The 22,963-nt window shown below is 72.2% G+C and carries 18 protein-coding genes; 8 read left to right on the forward strand and 10 right to left on the reverse strand.

What is annotated here, in order from left to right:
- Positions 1–141: 141 nt before the first annotated feature.
- Together KV557_RS29010 and KV557_RS29015 are read right to left on the reverse strand one after the other, a co-directional pair.
- Positions 142–1,356 (reverse strand): pyridoxal phosphate-dependent aminotransferase, encoded by a 1,215-nt coding sequence (locus KV557_RS29010; RefSeq protein WP_218204492.1) that lies wholly within the window; start codon positions 1,354–1,356, stop codon positions 142–144.
- Between the two features lie 100 nt (positions 1,357–1,456).
- The gene (locus KV557_RS29015) at positions 1,457–2,179 is read right to left on the reverse strand and encodes a hypothetical protein (RefSeq protein ID WP_218204493.1); all 723 of its coding nucleotides are present in this window, start codon (positions 2,177–2,179) and stop codon (positions 1,457–1,459) included.
- Positions 2,180–2,314: 135 nt separating this feature from the next.
- Between KV557_RS29015 and KV557_RS29020 the strand changes: the two genes are divergently transcribed.
- Positions 2,315–2,986 carry a prepilin peptidase gene (locus KV557_RS29020; protein WP_218204494.1) on the forward strand — a complete coding sequence of 224 codons (672 nt, stop codon included), beginning with the start codon at positions 2,315–2,317 and terminating at the stop codon, positions 2,984–2,986.
- A 118-nt stretch (positions 2,987–3,104) separates the two neighbouring features.
- Here KV557_RS29020 and KV557_RS29025 read toward each other — a convergent pair whose 3' ends face one another.
- Positions 3,105–4,682 carry a chitinase gene (locus KV557_RS29025; RefSeq protein ID WP_218204495.1) on the reverse strand — a complete coding sequence of 526 codons (1,578 nt, stop codon included), beginning with the start codon at positions 4,680–4,682 and terminating at the stop codon, positions 3,105–3,107.
- Between the two features lie 431 nt (positions 4,683–5,113).
- Between KV557_RS29025 and KV557_RS29030 the strand changes: the two genes are divergently transcribed.
- From KV557_RS29030 to KV557_RS29045, 4 genes are all read left to right on the forward strand, one after another.
- Positions 5,114–5,908, forward strand: coding sequence for an isoprenyl transferase (locus KV557_RS29030; protein ID WP_218204496.1), 795 nt, complete (start codon positions 5,114–5,116; stop codon positions 5,906–5,908).
- A 208-nt stretch (positions 5,909–6,116) separates the two neighbouring features.
- On the forward strand, positions 6,117–7,451 hold the full coding sequence (locus KV557_RS29035; RefSeq protein WP_218204497.1) for a PhoH family protein: 1,335 nt from the start codon (positions 6,117–6,119) through the stop codon (positions 7,449–7,451).
- Positions 7,452–7,901: 450 nt separating this feature from the next.
- Positions 7,902–8,642, forward strand: a complete 741-nt coding sequence (locus KV557_RS29040; RefSeq protein WP_445156345.1) for a transglycosylase SLT domain-containing protein — start codon at positions 7,902–7,904, stop codon at positions 8,640–8,642.
- 464 nt (positions 8,643–9,106) lie between these two features.
- Positions 9,107–10,558, forward strand: a complete 1,452-nt coding sequence (locus KV557_RS29045) for an AI-2E family transporter (RefSeq protein ID WP_218204499.1) — start codon at positions 9,107–9,109, stop codon at positions 10,556–10,558.
- Between the two features lie 81 nt (positions 10,559–10,639).
- Here the strand turns inward: KV557_RS29045 and KV557_RS29050 are convergent, their stop codons facing one another.
- Positions 10,640–11,182: an alkyl hydroperoxide reductase gene (locus tag KV557_RS29050; RefSeq protein ID WP_218204500.1), complete on the reverse strand. Its 543-nt coding sequence runs from the start codon at positions 11,180–11,182 to the stop codon at positions 10,640–10,642.
- 3 nt (positions 11,183–11,185) lie between these two features.
- Complete coding sequence (locus KV557_RS29055; protein WP_218204501.1) at positions 11,186–11,737, reverse strand: peroxiredoxin; 552 nt, start codon at positions 11,735–11,737, stop codon at positions 11,186–11,188.
- Positions 11,738–11,932: 195 nt separating this feature from the next.
- Here KV557_RS29055 and KV557_RS29060 point away from each other — a divergent pair, with 195 nt between their 5' ends.
- Positions 11,933–12,817, forward strand: a complete 885-nt coding sequence (locus KV557_RS29060) for a LysR substrate-binding domain-containing protein (RefSeq protein ID WP_374106684.1) — start codon at positions 11,933–11,935, stop codon at positions 12,815–12,817.
- Here the strand turns inward: KV557_RS29060 and KV557_RS29065 are convergent.
- Positions 12,814–13,440 (reverse strand): TetR/AcrR family transcriptional regulator, encoded by a 627-nt coding sequence (locus KV557_RS29065; protein ID WP_218204502.1) that lies wholly within the window; start codon positions 13,438–13,440, stop codon positions 12,814–12,816. The genes KV557_RS29060 and KV557_RS29065 overlap by 4 nt on opposite strands.
- A gap of 155 nt (positions 13,441–13,595) precedes the next feature.
- On the opposite strand from KV557_RS29065, the gene KV557_RS29070 reads away from it, so the two are divergent.
- Positions 13,596–15,776 carry an MMPL family transporter gene (locus tag KV557_RS29070; protein ID WP_218204503.1) on the forward strand — a complete coding sequence of 727 codons (2,181 nt, stop codon included), beginning with the start codon at positions 13,596–13,598 and terminating at the stop codon, positions 15,774–15,776.
- 75 nt (positions 15,777–15,851) lie between these two features.
- Here the strand turns inward: KV557_RS29070 and KV557_RS29075 are convergent, their stop codons facing one another.
- The 3 genes from KV557_RS29075 to KV557_RS29085 form a co-directional block, all read right to left on the reverse strand.
- Positions 15,852–17,675, reverse strand: a complete 1,824-nt coding sequence (locus KV557_RS29075; protein ID WP_218204504.1) for a SpoIIE family protein phosphatase — start codon at positions 17,673–17,675, stop codon at positions 15,852–15,854.
- A gap of 72 nt (positions 17,676–17,747) precedes the next feature.
- Positions 17,748–18,419 (reverse strand): class I SAM-dependent methyltransferase, encoded by a 672-nt coding sequence (locus KV557_RS29080; RefSeq protein ID WP_256178109.1) that lies wholly within the window; start codon positions 18,417–18,419, stop codon positions 17,748–17,750.
- Positions 18,420–18,986: 567 nt separating this feature from the next.
- Positions 18,987–21,941, reverse strand: coding sequence for an AfsR/SARP family transcriptional regulator (locus KV557_RS29085; RefSeq protein ID WP_218204505.1), 2,955 nt, complete (start codon positions 21,939–21,941; stop codon positions 18,987–18,989).
- 235 nt (positions 21,942–22,176) lie between these two features.
- Between KV557_RS29085 and KV557_RS29090 the strand changes: the two genes are divergently transcribed.
- Positions 22,177–22,461, forward strand: coding sequence for a hypothetical protein (locus KV557_RS29090; RefSeq protein WP_218204506.1), 285 nt, complete (start codon positions 22,177–22,179; stop codon positions 22,459–22,461).
- A 66-nt stretch (positions 22,462–22,527) separates the two neighbouring features.
- Here KV557_RS29090 and KV557_RS29095 read toward each other — a convergent pair whose 3' ends face one another.
- A complete protein-coding gene (locus KV557_RS29095; protein ID WP_218204507.1) occupies positions 22,528–22,944 on the reverse strand; it encodes a hypothetical protein in 417 nt (138 codons plus the stop codon).
- Between the last annotated feature and the right edge of the window lie 19 nt (positions 22,945–22,963).

Below are 22,963 nucleotides of genomic sequence, written 5' to 3' on the forward strand. Positions count from 1 at the left end.
GCGCTGCACGAACTGCGCGCCGGCCGAGCGGCAGGACGGCCGGAGCCCCACCGGACGATCTTTCCCCGACCAAGGAGATCGTCCGGACCGGGACTCCGGCCGTAGCGTTTCTCCGCTTGCCCTCAGCCTTGAAGATCAGGCTCAGGGCTGGGCGTAGCCGCCGAGGAAGTCCCCGATCCTGGTCACCGCGTCGGTGATCTCCTCGGCCCGGGGCAGCGTGACCAGCCGGAAGTGGTCCGGCTCGGGCCAGTTGAAGCCGGTGCCCTGGACCAGCAGGATGCGCTCGGCGCGCAGCAGGTCGAGGACCATTTGGGCGTCGTCCTTGATCTTGTAGACCTTCGGGTCCAGCCGTGGGAACGCGTACAGCGCGCCCTTCGGCTTGACGCAGCTGACGCCCGGGATCTCGTTCAGCAGCGTGTACGCGGCGTCGCGCGAGGCGAGCAGCCGCCCGCCGGGCAGGACGAGGTCGCGGATCGACTGCCGGCCGCCGAGCGCCGCGGCCACCGCGTGCTGGGCGGGCATGTTGGCGCACAGCCGCATCGAGGCGAGCACGGTGAGGCCCTCGATGTAGCTGCCGGCCCGGGTCCGCTCGCCGGACAGGACCATCCAGCCGGAGCGGAAGCCGGCCACCCGGTAGGCCTTGGAGAGGCCGTTGAAGGTGACGCAGAAGAGGTCCGGCGCGAGGGTGGCCAGCGGGATGTGCTCGGCGTCGTCGTAGAGGATCTTGTCGTAGATCTCGTCCGCGTAGACGACCAGCTTGTGCCGCCGGGCGATCTCGACGATGCCCTCCAGCACCTCGCGCGGGTAGACCGCGCCGGTCGGGTTGTTCGGGTTGATCACCACGATGGCCCGGGTCCGGTCGGTGACCTTGGCCTCGATGTCGGCGAGGTCCGGGTACCACTCGGCCTGCTCGTCGCAGCGGTAGTGCACGGCGGTGCCGCCGGCCAGCGAGACGGAGGCGGTCCAGAGCGGGTAGTCGGGCGCCGGGACGAGCACCTCGTCGCCGTCGTCGAGCAGCGCGGTCATCGCGAGCTGGATCAGCTCGGAGACGCCGTTGCCGAGGAAGACGTCCTCGACGGTGAGGCCGTGCAGGCCGCGGTCCTCGTAGTGCATGACGACGGCGCGGCGGGCGGAGAGCAGGCCCTTGGAGTCGCCGTACCCGTGCGCGCTCGCGAGGTTGCGCAGGATGTCCTGGAGGATCTCCGGGGGCGCGTCGAAGCCGAACACGGCGGGGTTGCCGGTGTTGAGCTTGAGGATGCGGTGGCCCTGTTCCTCCAGCCGCATCGCCTCGTCGAGCACCGGGCCGCGGATGTCGTAACAGACGTTGGCGAGCTTGCTGGACTGGATGACCTGCATGCCTGCTTACTTTAGGGGCACGGCCGGGCCCGGCAGCACGTGTCCGAGCACACGTGCCGCCGGGCCCGGAGCGGCCTCCTTGGATCGGCAGGTGGGGCCGTCAGCCGACCTTCCAAACCAGGGGCGCGGTGTCGAGGATGTTCCCGTACGTGAGGAACGCGGGCGGGTTGTCGTTCGGAACGAGATAGACGGCACACAGCTTCACCGACTGCCCGTCCGCGAGCGTCACCAGCGACTTGGTGTCGCACTGCGGGATGGACTTCTGCAGGGTGGGCGCCGGCAGGGCGCCCGCCGAGTGGTCCTTGGGCTTCACCCACACGCGCATCATGTAGGCGTCCTGGTCCAGCGCCTTTCCGGTGCGGTTGGTGAACGTCATGGTGACGTAGTAGGGGGTCTTGCCGCTGGTCAGGTCCGGCATGAAGCCGAACGGGGCGATCTCGGCGGCGGTGCCCTTGGTGATCGAGAGCGCGGTGGCGTCCACGGTCGAGGACTTGCCCAGGTAGCGACCGGTGGCACCGAGCGAGAGCGGGCGGTCGTAGCTGATCTGGGTGACGTTGTTGTCCCCGGCGGTGGCCGCCGGCTGCGGTGCGCCCCCGGCCGCGGGAGCGCTCGACCCGCCGGGCGCGGGGGCGCCGGTGGCCGGGGGAGCGGTGCCGGTGGGTGTACCGGCGGGCGCCGAGGCGGTGGCGGACGGCGCGGCCGGGGCGCCCGTGCTCGCGGCCGGGTCGGTGTTGTCCGGCCCGCAGGCGGTCAGCAGCAGCGCGAGCGCCGCCACCGGGACGCCGGCCCGGGCGGTCTTTCCTATCGACTGGGTCTTCGTCATGGTCTCTCCCCCGTTGGATGATGTGGTCGGTGGGCCCCGCCCGCCGGGTGTCCCACTTGTCATGTGGGCGCCGATCGAGAGGGGGTTGCGCCGGTGATGCTAGCCGCCGCCGGGGCCGTACTGGCCGGTTTTCTGATGGCTCCACTGCTGCGGGGCCTGGTCGCCCGGTTCGCCGTGCCCGAAGGCGAACCCTGGTGCCTCGCCTGCCCGGTGTGCGGGCGGCCGCCGCGGGTGCTGCCGCCGACCGGGCGCTGCCCGGGCTGCCGCGAGCGGCTGGGTGCCGGCGCCTGGACGGTGGAGCCGGCCGCGGTGGCGGTCGCCGTGGCGGTGGTGCTCGCCGCGGACGGCCCGTCGGCCGCGGCGCTGGGCTGGGCGGCCGCGCTCGGCGTGGTGCTCGCCTTCGTCGACGGCCGGGTGCGCCGGCTGCCGTACCGGCTGACCCTGCCGCTGGCCGCCGGGCTGGCCGTGCTGCTGGCGGTGGCGGCGCTGGCCGAGGGCCGGCCGGGGGTGCTCGTGCGCTGCCTGCTGGTGGCGCTGACGGCCGGGGCCCTCTTCGAACTGCCCGTCTGGCTGGGCCTGATGGGCCCGGGGGACTCCCCGCTGGCGTTCGCCCTGGGCGGTCTGCTCGGCTGGTACGGCTGGGGCGCGGCGCTCAGCGGGCTGTTCTTCACCGTCCTGCTGGCCGGCGGGTGGGCGATCCTCCGGGCCGCCGCCGCCCTGGCCCGCCGCCGGTCGGTGCGCGGACTGGACGTCCCGGTGGGCCCGTTCCTGCTGCTCGGCACCCTGCTGGCGGTGCTGGCCCGGTAGCCGGGGCGGACACGGACGGGGCCCGCCGTACCGGACGGGTACGGCGGGCCCGCCGCCGGCGCGCAGGCCCCACCCTCAAGGGGCAGCACGTCGAGGGGAGTTACGGTCTAGCGGGCGCTCACGGCATCTTGTGGACGAACGGGCCGACCGTGTTGGAGAACGTGTTGCCGTTGTTGGCGTCCCAGTTGGTGGACCAGGTCATCGCGCCGCGGATGGTCGGCCACTTGGCCGGCGGGACGAAGCTGCCGCAGTTGTTGCCGGTGGAAAGGCAGTTCAGCGCGTTGTTCACCACCGACGGGTCGACGTAGCCGCCGCCGGCCGCCTTCGAGGAGGCGGGGACGCCGATGCCGACCTGGTCGGGCCGCAGGCCGCCCTGGATGTGGGTGCAGACCTGCGAGGTGATGAAGTCGACGGTGCCCTGGTTGTAGACCTTGCCGTCGCAGCCGTTCATGCCGCCCGAGTTGTAGAACTGGGTGTTGACGACGGTGAGGATGTCCTTGGTGTTCAGCGCCAGCTGGAAGTAGGCGCCGGCGGTGCTGTATATCCCGATGGTCTCGGGGGCCATCGTCAGGATGAAGCCCGGGCCGACCTTGGCCTGCAGGGCGTGCAGCGCGTCGCCGAGCGGGCCGGGCTGGACGCCGTTCTCCAGGTCGACGTCGACGCCGTCGAAGCCGTAGTCCTTGATGATCGCGGAGGCGCTGTTGGCGAACGCGGCACCGGCGGTCGCGTCGCCGACCGTGATGGCGCCGTTCTGGCCGCCGATGGAGAGGACGACCTTCTTGCCGGCCGCCTGCTTGGCCTTGATGTCGGCGCGGAACTGCGCGTCGGTGTAGCCGCCGAGGGCCTTGGACAGGCCCGGGTCCAGCGTGAAGCTGATCGCGCCGGTCTGGGTCGGCACGGCGTCGGCGAAGGAGACCGCGATGATGTCGTAGGCGCTCTGGACGTCGCTCAGGCGCTGCGGGGTCGAGCCGTTGTCGAAGTTCTGCCAGTAGCCGGTGATCGCGTGCGCGGGCAGGCCGGTGGCCGGCGGGGTGGTGCCGGTCGGCGTGGCCGTGGGGGTCGGCGTGGCCGTCGGGGTGGGGGTCTGCGTGGGGGTCTGGGTCGGCGTCGGCGTGCCGGTCGGCGACGGGGTGGCCGTGGCGGTCGGGCTCGGCGCCGGGGTGCCGCCCGGGCCGATCAGGCTGACGTCGTCGGCGAGGTAGGCGCTCTGCCCGTACCAGCCGTGCAGGAACAGCGTGATGCTGGTGGCGTTCGCGCCGGTGGTGAACGTGGTGGACAGCTGGTTCCAGCTGTTGTGGTTGAACCAGGTGCTCGGGTCGGTGCCGCCGGTGCCGCGCGCGCCGAGGTAGACGTACGGGCCCTGCACCCACGCGCTCAGCGAGTAGCTGGTGTTGGGCAGCACGCTGACGGTCTGGGTGCACTCGGCGGTGTCCGCGGCGCCCGGCGTGGCCTGGAGCGCGCCGGTGCCGGAGTGGACCGGGCTGCCGACGGTGGTGGCGGTGCCGGTACAGGTCCAGCCGGCGAGGCCGCTCTCGAAGCCGCCGTTGGTGACCAGGTTGCCGACGGCCGCGCTCGCGCCGCCGGCGAAGAGGGCGAGGCTACCGCCGGCCAAAGCGAGGGCGGTCGCACCGGCCGCGACGGCCGGGAACGGGCTGCGCCGGCGCTTGTGCGCGGGCTGGTTCAGCGTACGGGCCATGGAGGTGACGCTCCTGGGGAAGGAGCGGCCGCCGCGGTGGGGGTCGCGGTGGCCGCGTGTGGGGGAGGGAGGTCCGCAGTCGTGCCTGGGACGGGACCGGCCCGAGAACGCTTTTCGTGGATCTCGTTCCGTCCCGGATCAAAAGCTGGACTAGACCATTGCCGGTCGTCAAGCATTGGACAGTCGGCTTACGGATTCTTTAAGGAACCGGAGACCGTTCCGTATCCGTCGCCGCGCCCCCCGCCGACGACCCCCCGCCCGACGATCCTCCCGACCCCTCGCCCCACCTCGCGACACACGCGCCGGGACAGACTTCGCACAGGACCGTGACCAGACCGCTACCTGCGGTTTTACCGGTGGCCCGCCCGCCGGAGTAGGCTGCGACGGGGTGGTGACGCACCCGCCGAAATGAGTACGGAGGGGCCGAGAACATGGGTCTGCGCGATGTCGTGGAACGCACGCCGGGGCTGCGCACCCTGCTGGACGGTGTGTACGGGCTCTACGGCCGCCGCGTCGAGGTCCACCTCGCGCGCACCCCGCACCACATCGGCGTGATCCTGGACGGCAACCGCCGCTGGGCCAAGGCCGCCGGCGGCTCCACCGTGTACGGCCACCAGCGCGGCGCCGACAAGATCAGCGAGTTCCTCGGCTGGTGCGACGAGACCCACGTCAAGGTCGTCACCCTCTGGATGCTCTCCACCGACAACCTCGACCGGCCCGCCGACGAGCTCGTCCCGCTGCTCGGGATCATCGAGGACGCCGTCACCGGTCTCGCCGCCGCCCGCCGCTGGAAGGTGCACCCGGTCGGCGCGCTGGACCTGCTCCCGCAGCACACCGCCGACGTGCTCAAGCGGGCCGCCGAGGAGACCGCCGGGATCGACGGCATCACCGTCAACGTCGCGGTCGGCTACGGCGGCCGGCACGAGATCGCCGACGCCGTCCGCTCGCTGCTCCAGGAGCACGCCGGGCGCGGCACCTCGATCGAGGAACTGGCCGAGATCCTGGACGTCGAGCACATCGCCGAGCACCTCTACACCCGCAACCAGCCCGACCCGGACCTGATCATCCGCACCTCGGGCGAACAGCGCCTCTCCGGCTTCCTGCTCTGGCAGAGCGCGCACAGCGAGTTCTACTTCTGCGAGGCCTACTGGCCGGCCTTCCGCAAGGTCGACTTCCTGCGGGCGCTGCGCGCCTTCGAGCAGCGGCACCGGCGCCTGGGACTGTAAGCGCCTCTGGTTGACCCCCAGTAGGGCTGGCCTACCCGGCCGCCACGCGAGGCCAAACGTTCACCGGCAATGATCCGTCAGTTCGCCGGGGGCGCGAATGCACCGCCCCTCGCCTGGGAATACTCCAGTCAGTCCGGTCCCGAGGCCACCGGGGCAGCGGGGGCCGGCTTGCCGCGGATGACGCAGGGTCATCCGCTCTGGAGGCCTAGTGGTCAGTTCCAAGAGCCGCCGGACACCAGACCGGCGCACGTACGTTCTCGACACCAGCGTGCTCCTGGCGGACCCTCTCGCCATGACCCGCTTCGACGAGCACGAGGTCGTCCTCCCGGTCGTCGTCGTCACCGAGTTGGAGGCCAAGCGGCACCACCCCGAGCTGGGCTACTTCGCCCGCCAGGCGCTGCGACTCCTCGACGACTACCGCATCCGCCACGGCCGGCTCGACGAGCCGATCCCGGTCGGCGAGCTCGGCGGCACCATCCGGGTCGAGCTCAACCACTCCGACCTGTCGATACTGCCGGCCGGTTACCGGTCCGGCGGCGGCGAGGCGGACACCCGGATCCTCGCGGTCGCCCGCAACCTGCAGGCCGAGGGCTACGACGTCACCGTCGTCTCCAAGGACCTGCCGCTGCGCATCAAGGCCAGCTCGGTGGGCCTGCTCGCCGAGGAGTACCGGGCCGAGCTGGCGATCACCTCCGGCTGGACGGGCATGTCCGAACTGCACGTCCGGGCCGAGGAGGTGGACGCGCTGTTCGCGGCCGGCCACGACGCCTCGGTTGACGTCGAGGGGGCCGCCGAGCTGCCCGTCCACACCGGACTGGTGCTCACCTCGGAGCGCGGCCGGGCCCTCGGCCGGGTCACCGGCGACGGACGGGTCCGGCTGGTGCGCGGCGAGCGGGAGGCGTTCGGCCTGCGCGGGCGCAGCGCCGAGCAGCGGGTGGCGCTGGACCTGCTGCTCGACCCCGAGGTCGGCATCGTCTCGATGGGCGGCCGGGCCGGCACGGGCAAGTCCGCGCTGGCGCTCTGTGCGGGGCTGGAGGCGGTGCTGGAGCGGAGGCAGCATCGCAAGGTGATGGTCTTCCGGCCGCTGTACGCGGTCGGCGGGCAGGAACTCGGCTACCTGCCGGGCTCCGAGACGGAGAAGATGAGCCCCTGGGCGCAGGCGGTCTTCGACACCCTCTCCGCCGTCACCACCCCGGACGTGATCGAGGAGGTCATCGCGCGGGGGATGCTGGAGGTCCTGCCGCTCACCCACATCCGGGGGCGCTCGCTGCACGACGCCTTCGTGATCGTGGACGAGGCGCAGTCGCTGGAGCGGAACGTCCTGCTGACGGTGCTGTCCCGGATCGGCCAGGGCTCGCGGGTGGTGCTCACCCACGACGTGGCGCAGCGGGACAACCTCCGGGTGGGCCGGTACGACGGCGTGGTGGCGGTGGTGGAGAAGCTGAAGGGGCATCCGCTGTTCGCGCACATCACCCTCACCCGCTCGGAGCGTTCGCCGATCGCGGCGCTGGTCACGGAGATGCTGGAGGACATCCACCCGTGATCCGTCCCTGACCGGGACATAGTCGGACAATCCGGTCAACTCCGGGCATGAGGCCCGCTCCTGACGGGGCGGGCCTCGTCCCTTTCATCACATCGAGTGCTTTCTGTCCGGAGAACTCCCGTGTGGTGAATGTGACATGCGCCACGCGGGCGGGAATTGCGTCGACCGTGCCCGGTGCGGCATGGTGAGGGTTCTGTCAGGCCCCGCGTACGGCGTGGCAGGGCTTCCGGACTCCGGGAGCCCGGCCCGGATGGTCCGCCAACTCCGGTCGGTGGACGCACAATTGAAGACCGATGAGCCGTACGCCGCCCGATTCCAACGCCCGGTCGCCTCACCTCGGCCGGACGCCGGGCCAGCACCTCCCGTGACCAGAGCACCGTACGGAGGTCCGTGCCAAGGGGCATGTTGCGCCCGTACGGTCACGCATGGGCGATGCTGGAAGGAAACCATGTGACTCGGATCTCGGTCCGGGGAGTTGCTGTGGCCTCCGCCACCGCCGTCACCGCTGTCGGTGCCGTCGTGGGTATGGCCTCGGGCAGCGAGGGCAAGACGACGCAGACGGTCGACGTCGCCGGCGCGACCCTGCTTGCCGAAGTCCCCTCTGGCGCCCAGGCGCAGACCATCAGTGACAACATCGGCCAGCAGGCATCCGCCCAGCAGGCCTCCGCCGATGCCGCCGCCAAGGCCGCCGCGGAGCAGAAGGCCGCCGAGGAGGCCGCGCGCCAGAAGGCCGCCGCGGACGCCCAGGCGAAGGCCGATGCTCAGGCCAAGGCCGACGCCGCCAAGGTCGCCGACGACAAGCGGAAGGCCGACGAGGCCGCCGCCAACCGTTCCAAGGCCCGCTCGGCGATGGCCGCCACCGACAACAGCACCCCCTCCGCGCCGGCCATCTCGGTCAGCCCGGGCTCGGTGCAGGACATCGCGCGGCAGATCGTCGGCAACGACACCCAGTTCCAGTGCTTCAGCCAGATCGTGAAGCGCGAGAGCGGCTGGGACTACACCGCGACCAACCGGAGCTCCGGCGCGTACGGTCTGGTGCAGGCGCTGCCCGGCAACAAGATGGCCTCGGCCGGTGCCGACTGGCGCACCAACCCGGCGACCCAGATCCAGTGGGGCCTCAGCTACATGAACGACCGCTACGGCAGCCCCTGCGGCGCCTGGTCGTTCTGGCAGGCCCACAGCTGGTACTAGGAGTCACCGCCGCTGCGGCTGCTTCGTGTCACGGCCCCCGGCCGCTCGCTTCGACGAGCGGCCGGGGGCCGGGTCCGTTCCGGGCTCCGCCGCGGAGGCGGGCCGCGCCGCCCGGGCTGCGCTGACCAGTGCGCCGGCGGGCGGTGCGGTCCTGGGTGCGGACGCGGGGCGCGGGAAGGGGTCCTGGTTCGCTTCCTGCACCGGCCGGTCCGCGGACAGATGGCTGTGGGGTTTCGTTCCCACTCCTCCCCAGCGCCGGGCGACTGAAACCTCATGGTCTGTCCCCTTTTGGTGGCATTCGCGCGCCAGGTCCGGGCGTTCGAACCGGTCGTGATCGGGCCGAACCCGCCGGGCGGCCGGACTCACCGCACGCCGGGCGGGTAGCGTCTCCCTGACGGCCGTGGCGCGACCCACGGCGTACCGCCGGGCACCGGCGGACCGGCACGGGAGCGGTGGTAGCGAGGATGGCGCGGGGCGGGAAGGCCTTCAAGGCCGTGGCCAAGGGCATGGCCGTGGTGGCGAGCGCGGCCGCCGTGATCGAACGGCGCCGGCGCGCCGCTATGGCGGCGGACTCGCACGACGTCGTCGTCGCCGCGCACCCCGTCCCCGCCCTGCCAGAGGCGGCCGGACCGGTCCCCGCACCGCGGACGGACCCCGACCCGGTGCCGTCGGCCCCCGCACCCGCCCCGGCCCCCGCGACACCGCCCGCCCCCGCGCCCGTCACCCAGGGTGCCTTCGGACGGGAGTTCCACCCCGGCCGGCCCGCCACGCCCGCCGAGGCCGTGCCCTGGGGCCTGCGGGTGGCCGCCGAGTCGACCTGGCGGCTGCTGCTCCTCGGCGCAGCGCTCTACGTCGTCTTCTACGTCGTCGACATGCTGCGGCTGGTCGCCTTCGCGGTGCTGGCCTCGCTGCTGATCTCCGCGCTGCTGGAGCCCTCCGTGTCCTGGCTGCGCCGGCACGGCGTGCCGCGCTCGCTCGCGGCCGGAGCGGTGTTCCTGAGCGGTCTGGCGGGGATCGGGCTGGTCGGCTGGTTCGTGGTCTGGCAGGTCACCACCAACATCTCGGACGTCACCAGCCAGGTCCAGCGCGGTGTCAACCAGCTGCGGGACTGGCTGATCACCGGCCCGCTGCACCTGACCCAGCAGCAGATCACCGACTTCGCCAACCAGATCACCAAGGCGATCACCACCAACACCGACCAGATCACCGCGGCCTCGCTCACCGGAGCGCAGATCGCCGTCGAGGTGCTGACGGCCGTGCTGATGACCTTCTTCACCACCTTCTTCTTCCTCTACGACGGGCCGAAGATCTGGAACTGGGCGTTGCGCGGGCTGCCCCGGCACTCCCGCTTCGCGATGGCCGGAGCCGGGCCGAAGGCCTGGGCGACGCTCACCGCGTACGTGCGCGGCACCGTCTGCGTGGCGTTCATCGACGCGGTCTGCATCGGCATCGGGATCGACCTGCTGGGCGTGCCGATGGCGATGCCGCTGGCCGTGATCATCTTCCTGGGCGCCTTCGTCCCACTGGTCGGCGCACTCGTCACGGGCACCGCCGCGGTCCTGATCGCCCTGGTCACCCAGGGCCCGTGGACGGCGCTGATGGTGCTGGTCGTGCTGATCGCGGTGATGCAGATCGAGAGCCACGTGCTCCAGCCGCTCATCCTCGGCCGCGCCGTCCGGGTGCACCCGCTGGGCGTCGTCCTCGGCGTCGCGGCCGGCGGGATCATCGGCGGCATCGGCGGCGCGGTCGTCGCCGTCCCGCTGATCGCGGTCACCAACACCGTGGTCACCCACCTGCGCCGCCGCAACGAGGCCGGCCAGGCAGTCTTCACCGCCCTCGAAAACGCCCGCGAAGCCGCCGAACGCACTGCCGAACGCACCGCCGCCGCTCCGCCCGCGGCCCCCGCGGCGGACTGACGCCGACGCCGACGGGCCCCCGCCGGACGTGGTGTCCGGCGGGGGCCCGTGCGGGTGGTGCGTGGGGTCCTGTGGTGACCGTCAGGCGTTGACGGCGGCGAGGACGGCCTCGGAGTCGAGGACGCCGGCCACGGCCTGGAGGACGGCGGCGATCTTCATCGAGGCCTGGATGACCTCGCGCTCGACGCCGGCCTTGCGGAGGACGGCCTCGTGCGAGTCGAGGCACTGGCCGCAGCCGTTGATGGCCGAGACCGCGAAGCACCAGAGCTCGAAGTCGGCCTTCTCGACGCCCGGAGTGCCGATGATGTTCATCCGCAGACCGGCCCGCATGCTGCTGTACTCCTTGTCGGAGAGCAGGTGCAGCGTCCGGTAGTAGACGTTGTTCATCCCCATGACGGCCGCGGCGCCCTTGGCGGCGTTGTACGCCTCCGGGGAGAGGTTGGCCTTGGCCTCGGGCTCCAGCTCGCGCAGCACGGCGGCGCTGCGGGTGGCCATCGCGCAGGAGAGCACGGTGCCCCAGAGCTGCTGGGCGGGGAGGTCGGAGTTGCCGATGACCGAGCCCAGGTTGAGCTTGAGGTCCTTGGCGTAGTCCGGGAGGGCGGACTTCAGGTCGTCGAGGGCCATGGGTCAGCCCGCCAGCAGGGCCTGGGCGTCGAGGGTGTCCTCGCCCTTGCTCCAGTTGCAGGGGCACAGCTCGTCGGTCTGCAGGGCGTCCAGCACGCGCAGGACCTCCTTGGGGTTACGGCCGACGGAGCCGGCGGTCACCATGACGAACTGGATCTCGTTGTTCGGGTCGACGATGAACACCGCGCGCTGGGCGGTGCCGTCGGCGGCCTCGACGCCGCAGTCGCGCATCAGGTCGTGCTTGACGTCGGCCAGCATCGGGAACGGCAGGTCGCGCAGGTCCTTGTGGTCCTTGCGCCAGGCGTGGTGCACGAACTCGGAGTCGCCGGAGACGCCGAGGATCTGGGCGTCGCGGTCGGCGAACTCGTCGTTCAGCTTGCCGAACGCGGCGATCTCGGTCGGGCAGACGAAGGTGAAGTCCATCGGCCAGAAGAAGACGATCTTCCACTTGCCCTCGTAGGACTTGTGGTTGATGTCAGCGAAGGCGTTCGCGGCGTCCAGGTCGACACAGGCCTTGAGTTCGAACTCGGGGAACTTGTCACCGATCGTGAGCACGTTCGCTTCTCCTGAAGTGAGACTGAGGGGAGTTTGTCCGGATTGCGGACATGACTCCACGATTTCACATCGTGGACTGATCGGGGAAATAGCTACACTCGATGTATCTGATCGGAGAGAGTTATCAATACCCAGCCACCCACCGCCCGCAGTCCCCGCCTGCCCACGGTCGCCCAGCTCAGGGCGTTCGTCGCGGTGGCCGAGCACAAGCACTTCCGGGAGGCCGCCGCGGCCACCGGGACGAGCCAGCCCGCCCTGTCGGGGGCGGTCGCGGCGCTGGAGGAGTCGCTGGGCGCGCAGCTCGTCGAGCGTACGACACGCAAGGTGATCGTCACACCACTGGGGGAGCGGGTGCACGAGCACGCCCGCCGGGTGCTCGCCTCGCTGCAGGCGCTCACCGAGGAGGTCGAGGCCGCCCGCCGCCCGTTCACCGGGCCGCTGCACCTCGGCGTCATCCCGACCGTCGCGCCCTACCTGCTGCCGACCGTGCTGCGGCTGGTCCGCGACCGCTATCCGGAGCTGGAGCTGCACGTCCACGAGGAGCGCACGCCCTCGCTGCTGGAGGGGCTGGCCGCCGGGCGGCTGGACGTGCTGCTGCTCGCGCTCCCGGCCGGCGGCGCCTCGCCGACCCGGGACATCCCGCTGTTCGACGAGGACTTCGTCCTGGTCGCCCCGCCCGAGCATCCGCTCGCCGGACGGATCGACGTCCCGCGCGACGTGCTGCTCGACCTGGACGTGCTGCTGCTGGAGGAGGGCCACTGCCTGCGCGACCAGGCCCTCGACATCTGCCGCGAGGTCGGCGCGGACCCGGCGGGCTCGACCACCCGCGCGGCCGGCCTGTCGACGCTGGTCCAGCTGGTCGCCGGTGGCCTCGGGGTGACCCTCCTGCCCGCGACCGCCCTGAACGTCGAGGCCGGCCGCACCGACCGGCTGGCTGCCGTCCGCTTCGCCGCCCCGGCGCCCGGCCGGCGGATCGGTCTGGCCACCCGTCCGGGCTCGGCCCGCAGCGCCGAGTACGACCGCTTCGCCGCCTCGCTGCGCGAGGTGCTGGCCGAACTCCCGGTCCGGATCGTGCCCTAGGCGGTTTTTGCCGGCGCGCCCAGGCAGAGCCCGACCGTCGTCGCGACCAGCAGGTCCAGGGCCTGCAGGGTGTCCGCGTCCGGCTGGGCGCCGGGGGCGCGCAGCGCGAGGTAGCGTGCCGTCAGGCCGTCGAAGCCGCTGAGGAAGTGGACGGCGATCTCGCGCGCCGGCATCGCCAGGGTCAGGCCGTGGGCCGCCGCGAGGGCGGTGAGCATCTCGGTGGCGGTGCCCTCGACCTCGCGCTGGAGCCCGCGCATGATCTCCTGCAGATCCGGGTCGCGCATCGCCAGCGCCCCGAACTCGGTCAGCAGGACGCAGCGCCCGTCCTCGCCGGTGGCGGCCTCCCAGAGCGCGTGCACCAGGGTGCGGACCTGCTCGCCGAACGGCCCGTCACCGGGGGAGGCGGCGCGCACCTGGCCGATGAAGTCGGCGGTCAGCTGCTCGACGACGGCCCGGTAGAGGTCCTTCTTGGTGCCGAAGGTGTAGTGCACCGTCGCCTGGGCCACGCCGAGTTCGGCCGCGATCGCCCGGGTGCTGCCGGCCGCGATCCCCTCGCGGGTCATCAGGTCGAGAGCGGCCTGAACCAGCTGGGGCCGGCGTTCTGCGGCGGGGACATGTGCCATCCAGCCAGGGTATCGCCATGGTCGGTCAACCGTGTCGAACGATTGTGTCGTTAGCTTTCATCGCTCGACTTTGTCATCCGACAAAGTCGAGCGTACGGTGGATCGAGACCTGGTCAGGCACCTGCCTGCCCGACGACCGGACCGAGGGGTCAGCCATGGCCACGTACCTGTACCGACTGGGCCGCTACTGCTTCCGGCGGAGGCGAGCCGTCCTCGCCGTCTGGATCGCCGTGCTGATCGCCGTCGGCGGGGCCGCGGGGGCGTTCGCCGGCAAGACCGGCGACGAGTTCAAGGTCCCCGGCACCGAGGCGCAGGCCACCCTGGACCGGATCAAGGGCACCTTCCCGCAGCAGGGCCACGGCTCCGCGCAGATCGTCTTCGCCGCCCCGGCGGCCGGCGGCATCGCGGCGCCCGAGGCGGCCAAGACGGTCAGCGAGACGGTCGGCCGGATCGCCACCGTCCCGGGCGTGGCCGCCGCGCCCGACCCGTACGCCGCCGGCGCGGTCTCGCCGGACGGGCGGGTCGCGATCGCGCTGGTCTCCTTCGACCACAAGCTCGCCGACATCACCGACCAGCAGCGCGAGGCGGTGAAGGCCGCCGCCGAACCGGCCCGCGCGGCCGGGCTGGACGTCGCCTTCGGCGGCGACGCGTACAACCGGATGGCGCAGGTCGACGGCGGCGAGGCGATCGGCCTCGCAGTGGCCGGGGTGGTGCTGGTGATCACCCTGGGCTCGCTGGTCGCCGCCGGGCTGCCGCTGGTGACCGCGCTGGTCGGGGTCGGCGTGGCGATGGCCGGACTGCTGGCGCTCACCGGCTCGTTCGAGATCATCACCACCGCGCCCGTGCTGGCGCTCATGGTCGGCCTCGCCGTCGGCATCGACTACGCGCTGTTCATCCTCTCCCGGCACCGCCGCCACCTGGACGAGGGGCTGGAGCCCGAGGAGGCCGCCGCCCGTGCCACCGCGACCGCCGGCAGCGCCGTCGTCTTCGCCGGCCTGACCGTCGTCGTGGCGCTCGCCGGGCTGGCCGTCGCGGGCGTCCCGTTCCTCACCGTCATGGGTCTGGCCGCCTCCGGGGCGGTCGTGGTGGCCGTCCTGGTCGCGATCACCCTGCTGCCCGCGCTGCTCGGCTTCGCCGGTCGCGCCATCGACCGGCTGCCGGTCCGGCGGCGGGCGCTGCGCACCGGCGGCCGGACCATCATGGGCGAGCGCTGGGCCCGGTTCGTGGTCCGCCGCCCGCTGCCCGTCCTGCTCATCGGGCTGGCCGGGCTGGGCGTCCTCGCGGTGCCCGCCGCGAGCCTCAACCTCGGCCTGCCGGGCGGCGGTTCGCAAGCCGCAGGGACGGATGCGCGCAAGGCGTACGACCTGGTCGGCGAGAGCTTCGGGCCGGGCTTCAACGCGCCGCTCGTGGTCGTCGTGGACGCTCAGGGCACGCCGCAGCCGGAGCAGGCGGTGCGGGGCGTGGCGGCGAAGCTGCAGACCCTGAAGGGCGTCAGGACGCTGCTGCCGCCGACCGTCGACCGGGCGAGCGGGACGGCCCTGCTGACCGTCATCCCGCAGACCGGCCCGGACCACGCGGACACCAAGGCGCTGGTCAACGAGATCCGCGACCAGCGCTCCGGGCTGAAGGCCTCGACCGGCGCGGGCATCGCCGTCACCGGCACCACGGCCGCCAACATCGACGTCTCCACCAAGCTCGGCCAGGCGCTGCCGCCGTTCCTCGCGGTGATCGTCGGCATCGCGATGCTGCTGCTGGCGCTGGCGTTCCGCTCGGTGCTCGTCCCGCTCAAGGCGGTGGCCGGGTTCCTGCTCAGCATCACCGCCTCGCTCGGCGCGGTGGTCGCGGTCTACCAGTGGGGCTGGCTGGACGGCCTGATCGACGTGCCGAAGGTCGGCCCGGTGGTGAGCTTCGTGCCGATCCTGCTGATCGGGGTGCTGTTCGGGCTGGCGATGGACTACGAGCTGTTCCTGGTCTCCGGGATGAAGGAGCAGCACGTCCACGGCATGGCGCCGCGCGAGGCGGTCGTGGCCGGGGTGAAGAACGGCGCCCGGGTGGTGACGGCGGCCGCGCTGATCATGGTGTCGGTGTTCGGCTCGTTCGTCTTCGGTCACGACCCGATCGTCCAGCCGATCGGCTTCGCCCTCGCGGTGGGCGTGCTGGTGGACGCCTTCGTGGTGCGGATGGCGCTGGTGCCGGCCGCGATGGCGCTGTTCGGCAAGGCGGCCTGGTGGTTCCCGAAGCGGCTGGAGAAGGTCGTGCCGCGGGTGGACATGGAGGGCGAGCAGCTGATCGCCCGGCTGGAGACGGAGCGGGCGAAGGAGCCCGCCGGGGTCTGAGTCCCGTGCGCCCGGCAGGGTATGAGCGGTGCGGTCACCAGCGCCCGGTGGGCTTCTCCCGCCGGGCGCCCGCCGTTACGACGGCGGCAGCCGCTGCTCGAACCAGACCACCTTGCCGGTGCCCAGCCGGGTCGCGCCCCAGCGGTCCGCGCACCTGGCCACTATCTGCAGCCCGCGCCCCCGTTCGTCCTCCGGACCGGTCCGGCGCGGCCGGGGCAGCAGCGGGCTGTCGTCGCCGACCTCGCACCGCAGCCGGGTGGTGCGCACCAGGCTCAGGGTGACCGGGCGGGTCGCGTGCTGGACGGCGTTGGTGACCAGCTCGCTGACCATCAGCTCGGTGGCCTCGCTGAGCTCGCCGAGCCCCCAGCGGCGCAGCGTGTGCGCGGCCAGCCGGCGGGCCCGGCCGGGCGTCTCGTTGCGCGGCTGGAGGTACCAGTGCGCGACGTCCCCGGCCGGGATGCCGTCGAAGCACGCGCCGAGCAGGGCGATGTCGTCGCCGCGGTCGCCCGGCGGCAGGATCCGCAGCGCCTCCTGGCAGAGCTGCTCGGGGGCGTGCCACCTGGCGGCGGCGATCCGGGCGCGGAGCAGTTCGAGGCCGTCGCTGAGCGGGCGGCTGCGGGTCTCCACCAGCCCGTCGGTGAACAGCAGCAGGGCCGAGCCGGGCGGTGCGGGCAGTTCGACGGAGTTGAAGTCGACCCCGCCGACTCCGATCGGTGCCCCGGAGTCCAGCTCCACCAACTCGGCCGTCCCGTCCGGCCGGACGAGCACCGGCGGGACGTGTCCGGCGTTGGCGAGCACCACGCGGTTGGCGATCGGGTCGTACACCGCGTAGACGCAGGTGGCCAGGTGCTGCTCGCGGCCGAGCCGCTGGGCCTGCTCGTCCAGGTGGTACAGCACCTCGTGCGGCGGCAGGTCGAGCGCCGCCAACGTCTGTGCGCTGGTGCGGAGTTGGCCCATGATGGCGGCCGAGGTGAGCGAGTGGCCCATGACGTCGCCGACGATCAGGGCGACCCGGTTGCCGGGCAGCGGCACTGCGTCGTACCAGTCGCCGCCGACCTGGGCGCCGCGCTCGCCGGGCAGGTAGCGCTGGGCGATGCGCACGCCGTGCGGCTGCGGGAGGCGCAACGGCAGCATGCTGCGCTGGAGTTCGTTCGCTATCTCCCACTCACGGGCGTAGCGCAGCGCGGTGTCGACGGCCAGACCGGCCTGGGTGGCGAGGTGGGCGGCGGTCGCGGTGTCGGCGGTGTTGAAGGACGGGCGGCCGGTGCGTTCAGGTGGGCGGCGGATCAGCACCAGCAGACCGAGCACCGCCTTGCGCCCGCGCAGCGGCAGGGCCAGGACGGAGGTGCCGGCGCCGAGCCGGGCCAGCCCGCGGGTGCCGTACAGCTCGCGCAGCAGCGCCTCGGTGCGCTCCGCGGCTGGCGTGCCGAGGACGGCACACTCGGCGGGGCGGCGGCTCAGCAGGGCGTGCGCGAGGGCTCCGCCGCGGGTCACCGGGGTGGCGGGCCCGCCGTCGGCGGTCGAGCGGGCGCCGTACCGGGAGCGGCGCCGGTCGTCCGTGCCGCTGGGGCGGCCGCGCCGCCCGATCCGGGTGCCGGTGCTGTAGTGGATCCGCAGCTCGTCCGGGAAGCCGGGCTCACGCTCGACGTTGGGCAGTGGGTCGCGCAGGTGGACGACGACGGCGTCCGCCAGTGCCGGGACCAGCACCCGGCCGATGTTGCGCAGCGTCGCGGCCAGGTCGAGCGCGCTGTTGATCCGCCGGGTCGCCGAGTCGAGGTAGGCGAGGCGGTCCGCCACGTCGTCGCGTGCCGGGGAAGCGGGGGCGGCCGGCGCCGGCTCGCGGCGCGGGCCGGGGAGGGCAGGCGGCTGTCCGGCCTCGGTTTTGAGCTGGTCGCGCACGGCTGCCTGTCCTGGACTCGGGATGGGTTCTGAGGTGTTCTGCTTGCTGAACTCTTCTGCTGTCGCGGTTGGTCAGCCGACGCGTCGACAGCACAGGAACAGTTGCTCCTCCGGCGGTAGCGAGGTACTGGCCGGCGCGTACGGGTGCCCCGAGCACTCCTCGACGGCGAACCCCGACGCCACCAGAACCCGTTCCAGATCCTCCCTCAGATACCCGCTGATCCGCAGCTCTCTGCCAAGGAACGGAAGCGGAACGTGATCCAGATCCGCCTCGACCATCCCCAGCGCCAGCAGACCGCCGGGCCGCAGCAGGTCGCGCAGCCGGCCGAGCACGGTGGGAATCTCGTCCTGCGGGAGGAGGATCAGCGAGAAGAACGCGGTGACGGCGGCGAACCGGCCCATTCCCAGCGGCCCCAGCGCGGGGGCGTTCCAGACCTGCCCGGCGCGCTCGGTGCCGAGGTCGTAGAGGTCGATCCGGTGGAAGTCCGGCGGGAACTCCCCCGGGTGGCGCGCCTCCCTGGCCAGCGTCAGCATCACGTCCGAGAGGTCTGTCCCGGTGACCCGCAGCCCGCCCGCGGCCAGCTGCCGGACGGTCGGCTCCCCGGTCCCGCAACCGACGTCGAGCACCCGCGCGCCCGGCTCCAGCTCCGCCAGCAGCTGCCGCCCGCACGCGAGCTGCCCGTCCTTCGCCGGGAACGCCTCGCCGTACCCGGCGCCGATCGTGTCGAAGGCGACCGCCTGCAACGCCCGCGCGGCCCGGCGCCGCCGGGCGTCGGGCTCGTCGTCACCCGCGTCCTCGCCGACGGGGAACGGGTCGGATATCTGTCCGGTCGTCACGATAGAGAGGCACCCTTCCACCCTGGCCTCCGCCAGCCTGGCCGGCCGCTGCCGGTGGCGGTGCGTCACGCTCCCCGCATCACACTGACGGACTGCACTCTGACACGTTGCCGGCAGACACTTGTGTGTGCACTGGCATCTGAGAATATGCGTGATCACAGCGCCATGGGACCCCTTTCCGGCCAACTCGTCGTACTTGGGCCGTTGTGGACCGGGTTGCGGAAGCACGACGGTGCGGGCCGGGGTGGTGCGGCCCTGCCCCGCACGCCGCACGGCGCGCCGGGGTGGCGGCCCTGACCTGCGGCTTTGCCACTCCGCAGGCTGACAATCAGACGTTTATCGAACGTCAATCGGTCCGGTGCACAGTGGAGTCCAGCGCCGGGGAAGCGTTGAGGGCGCTCCCGCAGCCGGGGGGCTGCGGGAGCGCCGACGCAACGCGGATCGGGGGAGGTTCTCCGCTGGGGGGTGGAGGCCTCAAGGCGCGGGGGGAGAGGAAGGGACAGGCTCGGTGTGCTGTCGGGAGATGAGGTCCGCCACGGGGGAGGCCTCGGGCACACCGAGCCGCGTGAAGATCGCGTGCGCCTCCCGGAGACAGGCGAGCCCACGCGCCGGCTGCGCCAGCGCGAGCAGCGCCTCGCCGAGCGCGGCGTTGGCGAGGCCCTGGCAGTAGGCGGAGTCCATTTCCTGGCCGATCGTCAGCGACTCCTCGGCCGCTTCGGCCGCCTCGGCGTGCTGCCCGGCGGCGAGCAGGGCCGATGACAGACGGGCGAGGGTGTAGCCCTCGCGAAGGCGGTTCTGCTGGGACTGGTAGAGCCGGTGGGACTCGCGCAGGTGCCCAGCGGCCGCCAGAGGGTCGTCGGCCGAGGAGAGCACCACGCCGAGTTGGTACAGCGTGTCGGCGAGGCACGGACCGTTCTTCGACGCCCGAGCCGTCGCGACCGCCTCGGTGACCGAGCGAACGGCGACCTCGGCTTCTCCCAGCCCGAGTTGGGCTCGCGCCATGTTGCCGAGCAGTCGGGCCTCGCCGATCGGTGCGCCGACCACGCGGCTGATCGCGAGGGCCTGCTCGAAGAACGGGAGAGCCTCGGCGGGGCGGTTCGCGAGGCTGAGGATGATCCCCAGATCGTTGGCCGTCGCGGAGCGCAGGACAGTCATGTCGTCGACCTGAAGGCTCAGGCTCTTCCGCAGCGACCGCTCGGCGCCCTGGAAGTCGTTGGTAATCGACTGCAAGGTGCCGAAGGCGAAGTGCACCCGGGCGAGTGCGGCGGAGTCCCCGTACGATTCGGCATTCCGTTCGGCGGCTTCGAGGAACCGGCGAACGCGCGAGCCGTGCGTGGGGTCCTCGACCAGGCTGTTCAGGACGATCAGCAGATCGACGGCCGGCCGCAGTAGGGAGCCCGGCCCCCGTACGGCCGCCTCGACCGCGCTGAGCAGGAAGGTGATCTCCGTCCGGAGCCACTCCCGCGCGTCCTGACTCGTCGGCAGCTCCATGCCGGACGACCCCAGCGGATTCAGGGGCTCCGGGAGCTGGTCGTCGGGTTCGATGGACCGGGCCGCGTTCCGGGCCGTGGGCAGCAGGAGGTCGAGCAGACGCCGTACGGCGGTCTGCTGTTCCTCGATGTCACTGATCCGTTCGTTCTGACGCTGGGCGTACAGCCGGAGAAGATCGTGGTAGCGGTAGCGGCCGGGTGTGAAGCACTCCAGCATGTTCGCCTCGACCAGTGCTTCCGCGAGCGCCTCGGCGGTGTCCTCGTCTTCACCGAGCAGCGCTGCTGCCGCGGCCAGCGGAATGTCGGTCGAGTCGATCAGCGAGAGCAGCCGAAAGGCACGGGCCTCCGAAGGAGAGAGCTGTCCGTAGCCGAGCCCGATGGTCGTCTCCACTGCCAGGTTCCCCAGCTGGAGTTCGTCCAGCCGGCGCCGCTGGTCCGCTAACCGACGGGCCAGGTCCGAGACGCTCCACCGCGGACGGCTGGCCAGCCGGGCCGCGGCGATACGGACGGCGAGCGGCAGAAAGCCGCACGCGGTGACAACAGCCATGGCCGCTTCCGGCTCGGCGGTGACGCGATGCTCCCCGACGATGGCGGAGAAGAGGGCGAGAGCCTCCTGCGGCGTCAGTTCCTCGACGTCGACCAGATGCGCGCCCGGGATGCCGGCGAGTCGCGAACGGCTGGTGGCGAGGACGGCACAGCCGGACACCCCGGGGATGAGGGGCCGGATCTGCTCGGCGTCCCGGGCGTTGTCCAGGAGGATCAGCATGCGCCGACTGGCCAGCAGCGAGCGGTAGAGCGCGGCGCGTTGTTCGAGCGAGTCGGGGTTGTCGGTGACTCCGAGCGCGTGCAGGAAGTCGCCCAGGACGACGGCGGGGTCGGCCGGTGAAGCACCAGCGCCGCGCAGGTCGACGTACAGCTGCCCGTCCGGGAAGTCGGCCCGTACCCGATGGGCCACGTGAACGGCGAGCGTGGTCTTCCCGACCCCGCCGATGCCGGCCAGGGATGTCACGACCACTGCCTGCCCGGAGGCGTTCATCAGGACGGCCGAGAGATCGGTGACCAGCTCGGACCGGCCGCTGAAGTCCGAGACATCGGCCGGGAGCTGGGCCGGCGGCGGGGGCGCGGCCGGACTGTCCTCGCGGAGCGGGGCGGTCGTGGGGACGGCCGGGAGAGCCAGTGTCGGGTCGGCGGCGAGGATGCGGGAGTGCATGGCGGAGAGGCCGGAACCGGGCTCGACGCCGAGCTCGTCGATGAGCAGCTTCCGAGTGTCCGTGTAGACGCCGAGGGACTCGGCCTGCCGACCGCAGCGGTAGAGGGCGAGCATCAGCAGTTCGCGAAGCCGTTCCCGCAGCGGGTGCTCCGCGGTGAGCGAGTTCAGTTCGCCGACCACCTCGGCGTGCAGCCCGATGTCGAGGGCCGCCGCGCACATGTCCTCGGAGGCGGCGACCTGGCGCTCGGAGAGCCGCAGGCGTTGTGCGTCCGCGTAGGGGCCGGGGATGCCGGTGAGCGGGCGCCCGCTGAACAACCCGAGGGCGCGGACGAGGAGGCGGTGCGCCTCGTGGAGGTCTCCTGCGGCGCGGGCGGCGGCGGCCTCGGCGGAGAGGCTCTCGAAGACCGTCACATCGAGGGCGTCCCCGGGAATGCGCAGGGCATAGCCGTCGGCGACCGAGACCAGCAGCTCGGCGGGGGCACGCACTTCACGGCGAGGTTCGATGACGGTGCGCAGCCGGGAGATGTACGTACGCAGCGCGGCCACGGCCTGCGCCGGCGGGCGATCACCCCACAGGCCGTCGACGAGGTCCTGGGTGGTGACGGGGCGACCGGAATGCAGAAGAAGGGCGGTCAGAACCGCTTGCTGCTGGGGGGAACCGAGCGACAGAGGCTTCCCGTCGAGCCAGGCCTGGACCGGACCAAGGACCTGGAAGCGCAGCGCAGGCACAGGCGGCGTCTCCCGAAACTCCATGAAGTCCCCCGATGGCCTGTGGTGTCGATTCCGCGAAGGGCACTCGGCGGTCCGCCGTGGCGCTTCAGCTTAGGCGGACGGCCGACTCTGCCGGACGTCACCGCAAGCCGCACGATGTTTATCGGACATTTAATCAACCCTACGATACTGTCCGCGCGCCCGCGCCAAGCAGGCCGGGTTGAAGACATTGATGACCGAAAGGCGGCCGCCAATGGCCAACGACCAGAGCGAGACCCCGGTGCCGACGACGCCCGACAACCAGGCGCAGACGTTGGCCCCGGCTGCCGCTGTGGAGGCCGGCAAGGCTGTCGAGGGCGCGGTGACCGCGTCCTCGAACCCGACCACCTATACCGAGCCCACCGCGGCCGAGAAGGCGGCCCTGGAGAACGATCTGCTCGGCGACGAGTCCCAGCACGTGGTGGAGCCCGGCACGCCGGCCACCGGCACGCCGGGTGAGGTCTACGAGCCGCAGGGCATCATCTCCAGCCACCCGTAGCCGGGTCGCCCCCGCGCCCCCGTCCGGGCGCGGGGGCACTTGCCGTCCCGAGGCGTGACTCAATCCCTATGCGGCACACGCATGGTGACGGTCGATATCCGTAACGTGCCGGTCGGCTACTTTGAGGCGTTTCGGAATTCCGGATTCACCATGCGCGGCGGATGGCGGGAGTTCGCCGAACGGTCGGATTTCCCCGCAATTGCCGCAAATGATGTCCTTTGCGATGGCTTGGCGTTTCTTCCGGGGCCCCGCCCCCCGCTGGCCGGATCTCGCGGGTTCCGGGTCGTCGTCGTCCGCCGTCGGGGCCGGGGTGACGTGCCCCGGGTCGGCGGTCCATTCGCAGCCGCCGCCCTCGGGCCGCAGGTAGTGCTCCCCGCCGATGGTGTCCATGTAGATGCCGGTGCGTCCGCTCCTCCGGTCGAGGACGCGTTCACCTGCGTGTGGCCGGTAGGCGGTGGCGTTGTGATGACGTCGAGTGTTCACCGCACTCTCCTTGCCTTGG

The organism is Kitasatospora aureofaciens, from assembly GCF_019192735.1.
GTDB classification, from domain to species: Bacteria; Actinomycetota; Actinomycetes; order Streptomycetales; family Streptomycetaceae; genus Kitasatospora; species Kitasatospora aureofaciens_A.

Coding starts and splice junctions, on each gene's coding strand:
- KV557_RS29050 (WP_218204500.1), bottom strand. CDS start 11,182: ATGGCCCTCGACGACCTGAAGTCCGCCCTCCCGGACTACGCCAAGGAC.
- KV557_RS29090 (WP_218204506.1), top strand. CDS start 22,177: ATGGCCAACGACCAGAGCGAGACCCCGGTGCCGACGACGCCCGACAAC.
- KV557_RS29065 (WP_218204502.1), bottom strand. CDS start 13,440: ATGGCACATGTCCCCGCCGCAGAACGCCGGCCCCAGCTGGTTCAGGCC.
- KV557_RS29015 (WP_218204493.1), bottom strand. CDS start 2,179: ATGACGAAGACCCAGTCGATAGGAAAGACCGCCCGGGCCGGCGTCCCG.
- KV557_RS29020 (WP_218204494.1), top strand. CDS start 2,315: ATGGCTCCACTGCTGCGGGGCCTGGTCGCCCGGTTCGCCGTGCCCGAA.
- KV557_RS29045 (WP_218204499.1), top strand. CDS start 9,107: ATGGCGCGGGGCGGGAAGGCCTTCAAGGCCGTGGCCAAGGGCATGGCC.
- KV557_RS29010 (WP_218204492.1), bottom strand. CDS start 1,356: ATGCAGGTCATCCAGTCCAGCAAGCTCGCCAACGTCTGTTACGACATC.
- KV557_RS29030 (WP_218204496.1), top strand. CDS start 5,114: ATGGGTCTGCGCGATGTCGTGGAACGCACGCCGGGGCTGCGCACCCTG.
- KV557_RS29025 (WP_218204495.1), bottom strand. CDS start 4,682: ATGGCCCGTACGCTGAACCAGCCCGCGCACAAGCGCCGGCGCAGCCCG.
- KV557_RS29070 (WP_218204503.1), top strand. CDS start 13,596: ATGGCCACGTACCTGTACCGACTGGGCCGCTACTGCTTCCGGCGGAGG.